11 protein-coding genes are annotated in these 14062 nt (G+C 66.1%); 7 read left to right on the top strand and 4 right to left on the bottom strand.

The window, feature by feature from the left end:
* Positions 1 to 92: 92 nt before the first annotated feature.
* Positions 93 to 1499, bottom strand: coding sequence for a Do family serine endopeptidase (locus tag QQA13_RS13990; protein WP_108470323.1), 1407 nt, complete (start codon positions 1497 to 1499; stop codon positions 93 to 95).
* A 412-nt stretch (positions 1500 to 1911) separates the two neighbouring features.
* Between QQA13_RS13990 and QQA13_RS13985 the strand changes: the two genes are divergently transcribed.
* Positions 1912 to 4050, top strand: coding sequence for an adenosylcobalamin-dependent ribonucleoside-diphosphate reductase (locus QQA13_RS13985; RefSeq protein WP_108470324.1), 2139 nt, complete (start codon positions 1912 to 1914; stop codon positions 4048 to 4050).
* 28 nt (positions 4051 to 4078) lie between these two features.
* Here QQA13_RS13985 and QQA13_RS13980 read toward each other — a convergent pair whose 3' ends face one another.
* Positions 4079 to 4843, bottom strand: a complete 765-nt coding sequence (locus QQA13_RS13980) for a hypothetical protein (RefSeq protein ID WP_199909786.1) — start codon at positions 4841 to 4843, stop codon at positions 4079 to 4081.
* 45 nt (positions 4844 to 4888) lie between these two features.
* Here QQA13_RS13980 and QQA13_RS13975 point away from each other — a divergent pair, with 45 nt between their 5' ends.
* Positions 4889 to 5626 carry an NrdJb gene (locus QQA13_RS13975; protein WP_108470326.1) on the top strand — a complete coding sequence of 246 codons (738 nt, stop codon included), beginning with the start codon at positions 4889 to 4891 and terminating at the stop codon, positions 5624 to 5626.
* A 986-nt stretch (positions 5627 to 6612) separates the two neighbouring features.
* On the opposite strand, the gene QQA13_RS13970 is transcribed toward QQA13_RS13975, so the two are convergent.
* Positions 6613 to 7539 (bottom strand): LppY/LpqO family protein, encoded by a 927-nt coding sequence (locus QQA13_RS13970; protein ID WP_108470328.1) that lies wholly within the window; start codon positions 7537 to 7539, stop codon positions 6613 to 6615.
* Between the two features lie 142 nt (positions 7540 to 7681).
* Positions 7682 to 7870, bottom strand: coding sequence for a PaeR7I family type II restriction endonuclease (locus QQA13_RS16220; RefSeq protein ID WP_211200188.1), 189 nt, complete (start codon positions 7868 to 7870; stop codon positions 7682 to 7684).
* 323 nt (positions 7871 to 8193) lie between these two features.
* Between QQA13_RS16220 and QQA13_RS13965 the strand changes: the two genes are divergently transcribed.
* The 5 genes from QQA13_RS13965 to QQA13_RS13945 all read left to right on the top strand — a co-directional run bounded on the left by QQA13_RS13965 (position 8194) and on the right by QQA13_RS13945 (position 14045).
* On the top strand, positions 8194 to 8736 hold the full coding sequence (locus tag QQA13_RS13965) for a DUF3016 domain-containing protein (protein WP_428992304.1): 543 nt from the start codon (positions 8194 to 8196) through the stop codon (positions 8734 to 8736).
* A gap of 134 nt (positions 8737 to 8870) precedes the next feature.
* Positions 8871 to 9527, top strand: coding sequence for a thiopurine S-methyltransferase (locus QQA13_RS13960; protein ID WP_108470329.1), 657 nt, complete (start codon positions 8871 to 8873; stop codon positions 9525 to 9527).
* A 344-nt stretch (positions 9528 to 9871) separates the two neighbouring features.
* Positions 9872 to 11524 (top strand): glycoside hydrolase family 30 protein, encoded by a 1653-nt coding sequence (locus tag QQA13_RS13955; protein WP_108470330.1) that lies wholly within the window; start codon positions 9872 to 9874, stop codon positions 11522 to 11524.
* A 44-nt stretch (positions 11525 to 11568) separates the two neighbouring features.
* Positions 11569 to 12945 (top strand): alkaline phosphatase family protein, encoded by a 1377-nt coding sequence (locus tag QQA13_RS13950; protein WP_199909787.1) that lies wholly within the window; start codon positions 11569 to 11571, stop codon positions 12943 to 12945.
* A gap of 179 nt (positions 12946 to 13124) precedes the next feature.
* A complete protein-coding gene (locus tag QQA13_RS13945; RefSeq protein ID WP_108470332.1) occupies positions 13125 to 14045 on the top strand; it encodes a M14 family metallopeptidase in 921 nt (306 codons plus the stop codon).
* Positions 14046 to 14062 lie beyond the last annotated feature (17 nt).

Raw genomic sequence — 14062 nt, 5'->3', positions numbered from 1 at the left:
TTGCGCGAAAGCAGACGCTCAAGCTGTGCGCCGGGACACGGCCAGGGGGCGATCCCGGCCACGCTTTCGCCTGACTGGTTTGCGCGGGCGGATCAGTTGACCACCACGTAGCGCGTGCCGTCGTCGTCGGCGACCACCAGCACCAGCTGGCGCGGCTTCACGCCGGCCAGTCCACGCAGCATGTGCAGGCTGGTGATGCGCTGGTTGCCCACGCCGATCACCACGTCGTCGGTGCTCAGTCCGGCGCGTGCGGCGCGGCTGCCCGGCTGCACCGCGCTGACTGCCGCGCCATACCAGCCCTGGTTGCGCTGGTTCTGGCTGAGTTCGCTGAAACGCACGCCGGCCAGGCGCGGGTCGAGCTGGCCGCCGTCGACGCTGGCCAGCTTCTCCGCGGTGAGCGTGGCGCTGACCTCGCGCAGCTTGCCCTCGCGCAGCACGCCCAGCCGCAGCGTGCTGCCCAGCGGCAGCAGGCCCTCGGCGTTGTTCAGTTCCTGCACGCTGCGCAGCGGCTTGCCGTTCAGCGTGGTCAGCACGTCGCCCGGCTGCAGGCCGGCGTGCGCGGCGGCCGAGCCGTCGGCCACGCCGGTGACCACCACGCCGTTGCTGTCCTTCAGGCTCAGCAACTGGGCGATGCGCGGGGTGATCGCCTGGGTCTGCGCGCCCAGGCTGCCACGCTGCACCTTGCCGTGCGCCAGCAGCTGCGCCATCACTTCGCTGGTGAGGTTGCTGGGAATGGCGAAGCCGATGCCCACGTTGCCGCCGGAGGGCGAGAAGATCATGGTGTTGATGCCGACCAGTTCGCCGCGCAGGTTGACCAGCGCGCCGCCGGAGTTGCCGGGGTTGATCGAGGCGTCGGTCTGGATGAAGTTCTGATAGCCGCCCGAACCCGATGAGTTCTGGCCCAGCCCCGAGCGGCCCAGCGCCGAGACGATGCCGGCGGTGACCGTCTGGCCCAGCCCGAACGGGTCGCCCACTGCCACCACGTAGTCGCCCACCTGCAGCGCGGAGGAATCGGCCAGCGGCAGCGCCTTGAGGTCCTGTGCCGGGATCTGCACCACCGCCACGTCGGTGGCCGGGTCGGTGCCGATCAGCTTGCCCTTGAACGTGCGCCCGTCCTGCAACGTCACGCTGATGTCGTCGGCGCCGCCGACCACGTGGTTGTTGGTCAGCACGTAGCCCTTCGCCGCGTCCACGATCACGCCCGAGCCCAGGCTCTGCTCGACCCGCTCGCGCGGCGTCGCCGGCAGGCCGAAGAACTGGCGCACCATCGGGTCGTCGAAATACGCATCGCGCACCGGCACCCGCGTGGTGGTGGAGATGTTCACCACCGCCGGCGTCACCCGCGTCAGCATCGGCGCCAGCGACGGCAGCGGCTGCCCGCCGACCGAGGCCGGCAAGGTGGCTGCACGGCCGCCGCTCGGTACGCTGCCGAAGGCGACGACCACCACCGCCAGCAGGCTGGTCAGCCGGGGCACAAGGCGCGAAGGCAGCTGCAACATGGAATCCTCCTCAGGCGGTGAAAGCGGCGTTGGTTCGACCGGCGCGCGGCGTCACGGTTCCATTCGGCCGAATGCCGTCATGGGACTTTACAACCAGCGATGTGGGGGTTAACTTGCCTACCTGATATCGACCACAACATCTTGTGTTCACAAACCAGTGTCGAGACAAGTACTGGTGTCGACCGTCGTACTCTTGAGGGGGAGTCGTTGTCGTCGGGAATCAGATGGTGCATGGGCTGAGGGCAATCCTCGACGGCCCATCAAGTGCCATCGACACAGTCGTGAACAACATTGCCGTATCGAATAAAAAACAACGCCGGCCGCAAGGTCGCAGCGAGAGGTCAGGAAGCCGATGAGCACAGTGCGTGCGCCAGCCACAAATTCAGCCCCCAGCGCGAACCCAGGTTCGAGCATGAACCCAGCCACCAACCGTGACGCCGCCGTGGAAATCCCGCTGCAACCGGCGTCGTACGACATCTGGGACAAGAAATACCGTCTGAAGGCGAAGTCCGGCGAGCCGGTGGACGCCACCATCGACGAGACCTACCAGCGCGTGGCGCGTGCGTTGTCCGACGTCGAGGCCAGCGACGAGCTGCGCGGCCACTGGTACGAGCGTTTCCTGTGGGCGCTGCGCCGCGGTGCGATCCCCGCCGGTCGCATCACCTCCAACGCCGGCGCGCTGGCGCACAAGCCGGCCACCTCCACCATCAACTGCACCGTCTCCGGCACCATTCGCGATTCGATGGACGACATCCTGGAGAAGGTGCACGAGGCCGGCCTCACCCTGAAGGCCGGCTGCGGCATCGGCTACGAGTTCTCCACGCTGCGCCCGCGCGGCGCGTACGTGTCCGGCGCCGGCGCGTACACCAGCGGCCCGCTGTCGTTCATGGATATCTACGACAAGATGTGCTTCACCGTGTCCAGCGCCGGCGGCCGCCGCGGCGCGCAGATGGGCACGTTCGACATCAGCCATCCGGACGCCAAGGAATTCATCCGCGCCAAGCGCGAGGACGGCCGGCTGCGCCAGTTCAACCTGAGCCTGCTGATCACCGACGGCTTCATGGACGCGGTCGAGCACGACCAGGACTGGCCGCTGGTGTTCCCGGTGCACGTCAAGGAAAAGGACGAGATCGACGTCAACGATCCGGCCCAGGTGGTCTGGCGCGAGTGGCCCACCCACGAAAACTACGTCGACCGCGAAGACGGCCTGGTCGCCTGCAAGATCTACGGCCACATCCGCGCGCGGCACCTGTGGGACATGATCATGGTCTCGACGTACGACTACGCCGAGCCCGGTTTCATCCTGATCGACAAGGTCAACGAGATGAACAACAACTGGTGGTGCGAGCACATCCGCGCCACCAACCCCTGCGGCGAACAGCCCCTGCCGCCGTACGGCTCGTGCCTGCTCGGCTCGATCAACCTGACCACCTTCGTGCGCGATCCGTTCGGCCCGAAGGCGCGCTTCGACTGGGACGAGTACCGCGAGGTGGTCAAGGTGTTCACCCGCATGCTCGACAACGTGGTCGAGATCAACGGCCTGCCGCTGGAACAGCAGCGCAACGAGATCATGGGCAAGCGCCGCCACGGCATGGGCTTCCTCGGCCTGGGTTCCACCGTGACCATGCTGAAGATGCGCTACGGCTCGGCCGACGCGGTGAGCTTCACCGAGGATGTCTCGCGCGAGATGGCGGTGGCCGGCTGGGAAGTCGCACTGGACCTGGCCAAGGAAAAGGGCGCCGCGCCGATCCTGCTGCGCGACTACACCGTCACCGGCGACATGCTGCGCAAGCGCCCGGAAATGGTCAGTGATGGCTACAAGGTCGGCGACAGCATTCCTGGCCGCGTGCTGCACGCCAGGTACAGCCGCTACATGCAGCGCATCGCCACGGTGGCGCCGAATCTGGTGGCCGAGCTGGCCGAGACCGGCGCACGCTTCACCCACCACAGCTCGATCGCACCCACCGGCACGATCAGCCTGAGCCTGGCCAACAACGCCAGCAACGGCATCGAGCCCAGCTTCGCCCACAGCTATTCGCGCAACGTGATCCGCGAGGGCAAGAAGTCCAAGGAAAAGGTCGAAGTGCTCAGCTTCGAGCTGCTCGCTTACCGCGCCTTGATCAATGCCGATGCCAAGGCGTTCACCGACGAGGCCGCCAACAAGCTGCCGGACTACTTTGTGGCCGCCGACGACATCAGTCCGAAGCAGCACGTGGACATCCAGGCCGCCTCGCAGAAGTGGATCGACTCGTCGATCTCCAAGACCGCGAACGTGCCCACCGATTACCCCTACGAGGACTTCAAGGACATCTACTTCTACGCCTACAAGCAGGGCCTGAAGGGATGCACCACCTTCCGTTTCAACCCCGCCGCGTTCCAGGGTGTGCTGGTCAAGGAAGCGGACCTTGAAAGCACCCTCTACCGCTTCGAGCTGGAAGACGGTAGCGTTGTCGAACTGAAAGGCAATGAGCAGGTGGAATACGACGGCGAGATGCACTCCGCCGCCAACCTCTTCGATGCCTTGAAGGAAGGCTACTACGGCAAGTTCTGAACCGTTGCACGCTCCGGCGTGCGACTACTCAAGCGGTCCATCGGGAGGGGAACACCAGCATGTCCATCGAAAACGAAGTTGAAATGAACAACAACGCCGCGCCGGCCACCGCCGAGGCGCCTGCCGTCGTCCTGCCGGTACTGCCGGACGTGCCGCCGGCTGCGCCGGTTGCCGCACCCGCGCCGGCAAGGAAGAAGCCGGCAGCGAAGAAGAAGGCCGCCCCGAAGAAAGCTGTTGCCAAGAAGGCTGCGCCGAAGAAGGCCGCGGCCAAGAAGAAGGCTGCACCGAAGAAGGCTGCGGCCAAGAAGAAGGCAGCGCCGAAGAAGGCTGCGGCGAAAAAGGCCGCGCCGAAAAAGGCTGCCGCCAAGAAAGCCGTGAAGAAGGCGGTGAAGAAGGTGGCGAAGAAAGCAGCGGTGAAGAAGACCGCCGCGAAGAAGGCCGTGAAAAAGGCCGTCAAGAAAGTCGCGAAAAAGGCCGGCGCCGCGAAGAAGGCGGTGAAGAAGGCCGCGAAGAAAGTCGCCAAGGTGGCGAAGAAGAAAACCACCAAGGTCGCAAGGAAGGTCAGCAGCAAGAAGACGGCCGGCAAGAAGGCCGCACCGAAAAAGGCGGCAGCGAAGAAGTCCGCCAGCAAGAAAGCCGTCGCCAAGACGGCCAAGAGGTCCACTGCCAGCAAGAAGGTGGCCGGCAAGTCGGCAGCGCGCAAGCCTGCCGCCAGGAAGGCCGCCGCAAAACGGAAGTAAGCAACACCGCATGCGGCCCGGCCACGCGCCGGGCCGCATGTTTTTCGCATCACGCCGTGTCTACCCCGGCACCAACACTCGACAAAGAAGCGAACACCATGGCGATCAAGATCGAAAAGAAGATCACCGGCTACAACGTGGTCAAACCCGAAGACAAGGTTGCCGCCACCCCGGTCACCGCCGCTGCGCCGAAAGAGGCGCCGACGGCCGAAGTGATCCAGATGCACGAAAGCGTGGAACGCCCCGAGACCCTGGTCGGCTCCACCTTCAAGATCAAGTCGCCGCTGTTCGAGCACGCGTTGTACGTCACCATCAACGACATCGTGCTCAACGCCGGCACCAAGTACGAACAGCGCCGCCCGTTCGAGATCTTCATCAACTCGAAGAACATGGACCACTTCCAGTGGATCGTGGCGCTCACCCGCATCCTCTCCGCCGTGTTCCGCAAGGGCGGCGACGTCACCTTCGTGGTCGAAGAGCTGAAAGCCGTGTTCGACCCGCGCGGCGGCTACTTCAAGGCTGGCGGTGTGTACATGTCCAGCATCGTCGCCGAGATCGGCGGCGTGATCGAGCAACACATGAAGAACATCGGGCTGATCCACGATCCGGAGATGGATGCGGCGACGCGGCAGCTGATCGCCGACAAGCGTGCCGCCTACGAGGCGCTGGGTTCAAAAAAAAACACTGATGTAGGTGTGATTGCCGAGTCGACTGGCGCCGAGACGCTGACCTTTCCGCCCGGCTCGATGATGTGCGACAAGTGCAATACCAAGGCGCTGGTGCTGATGGACAACTGCCAGACTTGTTTGAATTGCGGGTATTCGAAGTGCGGGTGAGGGGTGCCTGACTCGAAATCAAACATGCGCGTAAGCGTACCGTGGGTTCCAATCTCACACTCTCCGCCGACTGTTTCAAGGCTTTATACGATCCCGGCCCCGCGCCGGGATTTGTGTTTCTGGGGTTCGGGTCACCGCGGAGTTCATAGCGTGACTCCACGAAAAACGCCACTGTAGTGGGTGGCGTGGTGGCGACACTTGGCATAAATACACAGGTTAGCGTCTTTGCCCGGCTGCCCAGCTATGGCCACACTGAAGGCACGTTATATTTACTCTGCTTGAGCCAACGAGGCCGCCAAGAAGGCCTGCAGGTCCTAAAACCGCGCCACCAATGACGGCATTTTTCAGACTGACTCCCCGTTTATTTGCCGTCAGCTGCGGTGAACGGCACTGCGGACAAGTGAGCGCCAGGCGTTCCGCAATAATAGGCATTTCGTCGGCATCACCAGGGACCTCTTCGTCTTCAGGTTCTACGTATCGGAGCTCTTTCTTGGGCCCTAATACTGCCTCCCAGTCATCTTGCTCTGACGTAATTACTGGTCTTCGTGGTGGAGCATCGCTTGCACTAGCTCCGCACCCCAAACATACGTCGTCATTCGGAACGATCTTTTCGCATTTCCAGCATCGCATGACTGGCTCCTCTTTTTTCCAGATTGGAACTATGCGCGCCTAGTCGTCAATCGTCGAAGTCGCCACGAACCTGGAAAAGGTGTCTGGAAAAGGTGTCATGGAAAAGGTGTCAGGGACAATTTCCGCGGAGACCGTACGGAGGGGTAATCGCGAAACCGGGACGAAGGAAGTTAAATCGTTAGGTTCCTGAATCCGTCGTGCTTCGATCTTCTGCTTAACTTGCACCGCCCCGGTTTCGGTCGATCTGACGAGGGTGTTCTGCGTGTACGCCCACGTTGCCGGGATGGCCACCATCAGGGCGGCCACGATCGCAGGCTGGGGCGACGCACTCCGCATGGTGCTCCCCTGGCGTGATGTCAGTGCTTCGCGCTGGCGGCCTGGGCATCGAGCGCCGCGCGGAACCCGTGCGCAAGGTTGGCGACCTTGCCCTTGCCCCAGAAATGGGTGAAGTAGTAGTTCGGGTTCTCACCCATCATGTGATTGTGCAGGGCCACGATGTGGATGCCGGCCTTGCGCAGCGCCTGCAGCACCGGGCGCACCTCGTCGGCTCGCATGATGAAATCGCCATCGATGGACGCCAGCTCATCGCTACCGCTGAACGCGACCCAGGAGGTCAACCCCATGGATGCGCCAATGGCCTGGCTGTGCATCTGCCCCTCTCGTGCGACGGTGACCTTGGCCACGCCATCGGTGACCGGCGCAGGGTGCCCAATGATCGTGGCGATCGATGCCGCACTCAATTTGCCCGGCGACGGCGTGGCGCCGCCGAACCCTTGCGCGGGCTGAGGATGGGTTGCGCGTACCGCCTTCACCGCATCCCACACCGCTTTGACGCCAGCGGCCAGCTGCGTCGATGAACCCTCGCCACCGAGGTGCATGAAGTACACCTTCGGCTGGTCGTAGAAGAAATGGTTGTGCAACCCGGTGACGCTCAGGCCGTGTGCGAACGCGGCGTCCATGGCGGCATCGACCTCGTCCTGGAAGACGACGGTGTCCCCCATGACCATGGCCTGATCGCCCATCGCGGTGAAGGATGCCCAGGAGCCGAGCCCAGCGGCCGGCGACAGACGCATGCCGTCGACGGTGACCGGCACGTCCGAGCGACTCCAGCCGATCTTGACGGCACCATCGGGCTGCGCCTTGGCGTCGACCCCGGCGGCCTTGCCGATCGTGGCGGGATCCAGGGCTGTGGCAGCGGAGGGCAAGGCGACTGCGGTCAGGCTGAGCGCGATCAGCGCGAGGCAAAGCGGGCGCAGGCAGGGGCGGAAAACGCGTGCATTCATGGCGATTCTCCTGGTGGGTCGAGGTAGGCGGTGTGCAAACGGTCGAGCACGTTAATCACCTTACGCCACCTGAAGAACGGTGACGTCATGGCAACACGCCTAGCGCGTGGCTTGTGTACTTTCGCCTAGGAGCAAAAAGGTGTCAGGGACAATTTCGGGATCTCGGAAGTGGACTTGGCCCCATTCTTGTGTCCCCGTTCTTGCACGGGATCCGGGGTCTGCGGGCATATGAGGTGTCGCGGAATTCCCCGACTACCGGAAAGTGCGGCTCATCGCGGCGGACAGATCGCGTGGAGGCATCGCATTCCTCGAAAAGGGTGAGCCATGTCAGTAGGATGGCGTAGCCCCGACTGGATCACCGCGTTCAGGAGTGCAGATGAGTCTCATGCATGACTTCGCGACTTCCGGGTACGCCGCCGCAGGCACCGTGGTCGTGAGCGACCCGACGTTCCCCCGGTTTTGAGTAGCACGGCGGTTTGGGGTCCAATCCCTCTTTCCCGCCGGCGTCGCCCTGCGACCGCGGAAGCCGGGCGGGTAATGGCTCGAAACAGCGTTCGCCGCCCCGCGTTTGCCCGGACGTATACTGATGCCCGCTGCGCCACGGCTGCACCACCCGCCCGCTGCGGCCGTTCGACCCGTTCCGGGAGAGCCGTCATGAAATCTTCCCTGCTGCTGCGCCTGCTGCGCCTGCTGCGCCTGCTGCGCCTGCTGTGCCTTGCCGGCCTTGTCCTCGCGGCCATGGCCGCGCAGGCCGCGACCACGACGGACAACGTGAGCGTGCGCTACAAGGACCCGCAGCACTTCACTGAGGCGATGCGCAGCCGCGGGGTGCACCTGGTCAATCCCGACGCTTACCTGGCGCCGCTCAAGGCGCATATCGTCCAGCGCGCCTCGCGCATCCTGGCACCGGGCCAGCGGCTGGAGATCGAGGTGACCGACGTGGTCCGGGCCGGCGCCTACGAGCCCTGGCGCGGCCCCGACTTCAACGACGTGCGCATCATCAGGGACGTCTATCCGCCGCGCATCGACCTCAACTTCACCTTGTACGGCGCCGACGGCAAGGTGCTGCGCCAGGGCCAGCGCAAGCTGCGCAACGCCGCCTTCCTCAGCAGCAGCTCCCCGGCCGACCAGGATTCGTTGCGCTACGAGAAATCCCTGATCGATAACTGGCTGCGTCGGGGCGCGGACCATCTTTAGGCCGCCGCCTGGCCGCCACCGCGGGCGCTTGCCGCTCCGCGCGGGCTGGCCCGGGCAGGCGTGAATTTTTTGCTTCTTCGCTGGCCGGCTTGCACGATGCCAGCCTGGCCATCCATTTGTCGACAGGAGACCCCATGGAGTCCGAGTTCTGGTTACAGCGCTGGCGCGAAGGCCGTACCGGTTTTCACCAGCAAGCTCCGACGCCGCTGCTGCTGCGGCATTGGCCGACGCTGGCGCTGGCGCCGGGCAGCCGGGTGTTCGTGCCGCTGGCCGGCAAGTCGCTGGACCTGCGGTGGCTGGCGGAGCAGGGGCATCGCGTGCTGGGGGTGGAGTTGTCGCCGCTGGCGGTGGCGCAGTTCTTCGACGAGCACGGCCTGACGCCACAGGTGCACGCCTCGCGCTACGGCGTCCACCATGTGGCCGGTGCGATCGAGCTGATCTGCGGCGACGTGTTCGAGCTGGATGCCGCGGCGCTTGCCGATTGCGCGGCGGTTTACGACCGCGCCGCGCTGATCGCCCTGCCGCCGGACTTGCGCCATCGCTACGTGCGCGAGCTGCACGCGCGGCTGCCGGCCGGCTGCCGTGGCCTGCTGGTCACGCTGGAGTATCCGCCGCACGAGAAGCAGGGGCCGCCGTTCCCGGTGCCGGAAGCCGAAGTGCGCGAGCTGTATGGCCGCGACTGGACGGTGGCGACGCTGGAGCGGCGCGATATCCTGGCGCAGCAGCCGGGCTTCGCCGCCGAAGGGGTGAGCGCGCTGCAGACGGTGGCGTACCGGCTGGCGAAGCGATAGGCGCCGCGGCGCCGCCCGCATGTCGGGCCGAAGCCGCGGCGGCGACGGCTTTGACGCGCGAAAGTGCGATCGGGTTCTTCTTTCCGGCAGCATGGCCGCCCGGCCGGCGGCAGGAAGGATGCAACGGTGTCAGGATGACTCCCCGGTCCGGCCTTGCCGGGCAGCTTGGCTGGCGCGCCTGCGGGAGGTGCGCCGTGCAGACCGGGGCCGCGCTTCGTGCGGGTCGACGCGAACCCCGGTTTCGCTGCACTCTTTGCCGATCTGTGATGCGCACGCCAGGGGCTTCGTGATCGTGAGGTTGTCGCCAGTGAACCGCAATGTGGACGATGGGATTGGCGTGCACCATGGATGAGCGCAAAGGCGTTCCCGGCTGGCTGGCTGTTGCGTCCCTCGCGTTGATCACCGTGCTGGCCCTGTGGGCGTTGGCGCCGCCGCGCGTGCACTTCGCGGTGGAAGGCGGTGTCATCCTGGCGCCGCCACCGCCGGAGTCCGCGGTCAGGCTGTGGCTGAGCACGGCGGATCGCCGGCTGCGCCTGGCGCGGCAGCCCGATATCGAGGCGGGCGCCGGCGGCTCGTCGCCCGCCGACGTGGTCGTCGACATCGACCACAAGTACCAGTCCATCGTCGGCTTCGGCGCGGCGCTGACCGACGCCTCGGCGTGGCTGCTGCAGAACCGGCTGGATGCGCCGCAGCGCGCTGCATTGCTGCGCGAGTTGTTCGGCCCGCCGCCCGGGCTCAACTTCAACATGACACGGCTGACCATCGGCGCCTCGGATTTCTCGCTGCAGCCGTACACCCTGGACGACCTGCCCGCCGGCGACACCGATCCGCAGCTGCTGCACTTCAATGTCGCCGCAAACCTGTCGGAGGTGATACCGACCGTGCGCGAGGTGCTGGCGATCAACCCGCAGCTGCGCATCATCGCCTCGCCGTGGAGCGCGCCGGCGTGGATGAAGACCAGCGCGAACCTGGTCGGCGGCGGCCTGCTGGAGCAATTCGAAAGCGCCTACGCGGACTACCTGGTCAAGTACGTCGACGCCTATCGCGGCTACGGCATCCCCATCTTCGCGCTGACCCTGCAGAATGAGCCGGCCTTCGTGCCGCTGACCTACCCGGGCATGGAATTGCCCGCGGCCGCGCGGGTGCGCATCATCGCGCAGTATCTCGGCCCGGCGCTGGCGACGCGCAAGCCGAAGACGCTCATTTTGGGCTGGGACCACAACTGGGACCAGCCGGACCAGCCGCTGGACGTGCTGGCCGACCCCGCTGCTGCGCGCTATGTCGACGGCATCGCCTGGCACTGCTACAGCGGCAGCCCGTATGCGCAGGGCCAGGTGCATCGCGCGTTTCCGAAGAAGGACACCTACATCACCGAGTGTTCTGGCGGCGACTGGGAGTCCAGCAAGAACGGCGAGCTGCTGTGGTTCACGCGCGACCTGCTGCTGGTAGGGCTGCGGCAGTGGGCGCGCGGTATCGTGTACTGGAACCTTGCACTGGACGAGCAACACGGTCCGCATTTCGGCGGGTGCGATGCCTGCAAGGGCGTGGTCACGATCGACTCGCGCACCGGCGCGGTGAGCCGCAACGATGAGTACTATGCATTCGCCCACTTCAGTCGCTTCGTCCTGCCCGGTGCCGTGCGGGTGAGATCCAGCGATACCGACAAGGGCCTCGACAACGTGGCGTTCCAGAACGCCTCCGGCGGATCGGTGGTGCTGGTGATGGTCAACAGCAATGCGGAGGCGCGCCGCGTCTCGGTCGCGCAGGGTCAGACCCACTTCGAGTACACGTTGCCGCCGCAGAGCGTGGCGACTTTCGAATGGCATCCGGGCCAGTCCAGCCGGCCGGCGGATGCGACGGGCCCGGCGCCGGCGGATTCGGCGCCGATGAATTCAGCGCCGGCAGATTCCATGCCGGCAGATTCAGCGCCGGCCGGAAAGGCGCCTGCCGCCGCGGCCACCAGCGCGACGGGCGGCGAGCGCAAGGTGGTTGACTGATGCCAGTGTTCCGACAGACGCCTTTTCTCCATCGACGGGATCGCATGATGTGCCCAGCCTCCGGTTTGCTTAGAAGCGTCGTCGCCGCGGCGATGCTCCTTGCGGGCAGCGCCTCGCTGTCGCCTTGCGTCCAGGCGGCGCCGGCCACGCCGGGCCCGAAGGTCGTGGTCATCAGCCTGGACGCCTTCGGCGCGGCCAGCCTGCATGAGCCGCGGCTGCCCGCGCCGACGCTCCATGCCTTGATGCAGCGTGGCGCCTATGCGGTTTCCATGCAGCCGATCAACCCCACCGTCACCTGGCCAAACCACACCGCCATGGTCACCGGGGTCGACGCGAGCCGGCATCACGTGCTGGTCAACGGGCTCATCGTCAACCAGCGCACCGCCACGCCGCCCCGGATCGACATGGGGGCACCGAAGTCCCGGCTGGTCGCCGTGCCCACCGTTTACGACGCCGTGCATCGGGCGGGCCTCACGACGGCGCAGGTGGACTGGGTCGCCATCGAAGGCGCGCGGAACATCGACTGGCAGTTCGCCGAACACCCCGATCCCGACGGCGCCATCGAGCAGGAGCTCGTGCGGCAGGGCGTCGTCACCCGTGATCAGCTCGTGCATTTCGGCGACTCGTCCCAGGCGTGGCGCGATCGCCTCTACACCCGTGCGGCGATCGACATCATCCGCAAGCATCACCCCGACCTGCTGTTGCTGCATCTGCTGGCGCTGGACAACATCGAGCACGACACGGGCTTCGGCAATGACTCGGGGCGCAACACCATCGCCTTTCTGGATGATCGCGTGAAGGACGTCGTCGACGCGGTACGTGCCGCCGGTGAGCTCGATCGCACGACCTTCATCATCGTCTCCGACCACGGCCAGCAGAGCGTTCGCCAGCTGGTGCATCCCAATGTCCTGCTCAGACAGGCCGGGCTGCAGGGTGCCTCCGCGGCTCAGCCCAGTTTCTGCGTGCCGGATGATGGTTTCGCCCTGGTCTTCCAGCAGCACGCCACGGAGGCCTCGACCGGCAAATTGAAATCGCTCTTCGCAGGCCGGCCCGGCATCCGCGCGGTACTGACTCCCGCCGAGGCGGCGAAGCAGGGCTGGCCGGTGCCGGCGCAGAGCGACCAGGCGCCCGACCTGCTGCTCTACGCCGCAGACGGCTACGCCTTCAAGGAGGGCGATACGGGCGACTTCGTGACGCCGACCCGGGAAATCGGCGCCCACGGCTACCCCAACTCGGACCCGCTGATGCAGGGCATTTTCATCGCCGCAGGCTTCGGTATCCGGGCCAGGGGCGAAATCCCGGCATTTCGCAATCTCGACGTTGCGCCGACGATCGCGCATCTGCTGCACGTTTCCCTCGGCACGGTCCAGGGCAGGCCGCTGACGGAAATCCTGGAGTCGCCGGACCAGCGGCAGCCTTGACGCCGGCGCGGGCAGTGTCTGCGCCGGGCAGGTGAGCTGGAGCTCGTCGCCATCCCCGCTTCGATGGCGTGCATCGCGGCGGCGAACGGGTGATCGGGACGGCGTCGCCGCCGTCAACGTTGCAGCCCGGTGCTACAGTGTTCCGCTTCTCCCGATAGCACAGCGAAGCGAGCGCCACGATGACTACCCCGGCCTTCTATCCCATCGGCACCCCCGGACGTCCCTGGGGCGAAGCGGAAGTGGCGGCCTGGCAATCGCGGCAGAGTGTCAGGCGCAGCTACGCAGCGGACGTGCTGGGCGTGATCGAAACCCTGCGCGCACGCTTCGACGTGGCGGAGTATGGCCGGCTGGACTATGCCTCCGGCAGCTACCCGCTGTTCGCGATCAGGAGCCGCGGCTGGCGCGACGAGCTCCCCGTGGCGCTGGTGACCGGCGGTGTGCACGGCTACGAAACCAGCGGTGTGCACGGGGCGCTGCAATTCATCGAGCGGCATGCGGCGGACTACGCGGGGCGGGCCAACCTGCTGGTGGTGCCGTGCGTGAGCCCGTGGGGCTATGAGCGCATCCACCGCTGGAACCCGGATGCGCTCGACCCGAACCGCTCGTTCCGCGAGCACAGCCCGGCGCAGGAGTCGGCGGCGCTGATGCGGCTGGTCGCGCCGTGGCGCGAGCGCGTGCGGGTGCACATCGACCTGCACGAAACCACCGACAGCGACGAGAGCGAGTTCCGCCCGGCGCTGGCCGCGCGCGACGGCAAGCCGTACGAGCCGGGCACCATTCCCGATGGTTTCTATCTCTGCGCGGACAGCGCCAATCCGCAGCCGGCGTTCCAGCAGGCGGTGATCGCCGCGGTGGCCAAGGTCACCCACATCGCGCCGGCCGATCCGGACGGCACCATCATCGGCTCGCCGGTGGTGGCGCATGGCGTGATCGAATACGACTACCGCCCACTGGGCCTGTGCGCCGGCATCACCGACGCGCCGTACCGCACCACCACCGAGGTCTATCCCGACAGCCCGCGCGCCACGCCCGAACAATGCAACGCCGCGCAGGCAGCGGCGGTGTGCGCGGCGATCGACTACGCGCTGGCACACGGCTAGGCTTCCGCACGCCGCTT

It is taken from the genome of Rhodanobacter thiooxydans (assembly GCF_030291135.1).
In the GTDB taxonomy this organism is placed as follows: Bacteria; Pseudomonadota; Gammaproteobacteria; order Xanthomonadales; family Rhodanobacteraceae; genus Rhodanobacter; species Rhodanobacter thiooxydans_A.
This window is presented reverse-complemented; position numbering and strand designations above follow the sequence as displayed.

Bases quoted from the DNA above. Each gene is read 5' to 3' on its own strand.
- QQA13_RS13990 (WP_108470323.1), bottom strand. From the start codon at position 1,499: ATGTTGCAGCTGCCTTCGCGCCTTGTGCCCCGGCTGACCAGCCTGCTG.
- QQA13_RS13985 (WP_108470324.1), top strand. From the start codon at position 1,912: ATGAACCCAGCCACCAACCGTGACGCCGCCGTGGAAATCCCGCTGCAA.
- QQA13_RS13975 (WP_108470326.1), top strand. From the start codon at position 4,889: ATGGCGATCAAGATCGAAAAGAAGATCACCGGCTACAACGTGGTCAAA.
- QQA13_RS13970 (WP_108470328.1), bottom strand. From the start codon at position 7,539: ATGAATGCACGCGTTTTCCGCCCCTGCCTGCGCCCGCTTTGCCTCGCG.
- QQA13_RS13965 (WP_428992304.1), top strand. From the start codon at position 8,194: ATGAAATCTTCCCTGCTGCTGCGCCTGCTGCGCCTGCTGCGCCTGCTG.
- QQA13_RS13960 (WP_108470329.1), top strand. From the start codon at position 8,871: ATGGAGTCCGAGTTCTGGTTACAGCGCTGGCGCGAAGGCCGTACCGGT.
- QQA13_RS13955 (WP_108470330.1), top strand. From the start codon at position 9,872: ATGGATGAGCGCAAAGGCGTTCCCGGCTGGCTGGCTGTTGCGTCCCTC.
- QQA13_RS13950 (WP_199909787.1), top strand. From the start codon at position 11,569: ATGATGTGCCCAGCCTCCGGTTTGCTTAGAAGCGTCGTCGCCGCGGCG.
- QQA13_RS13945 (WP_108470332.1), top strand. From the start codon at position 13,125: ATGACTACCCCGGCCTTCTATCCCATCGGCACCCCCGGACGTCCCTGG.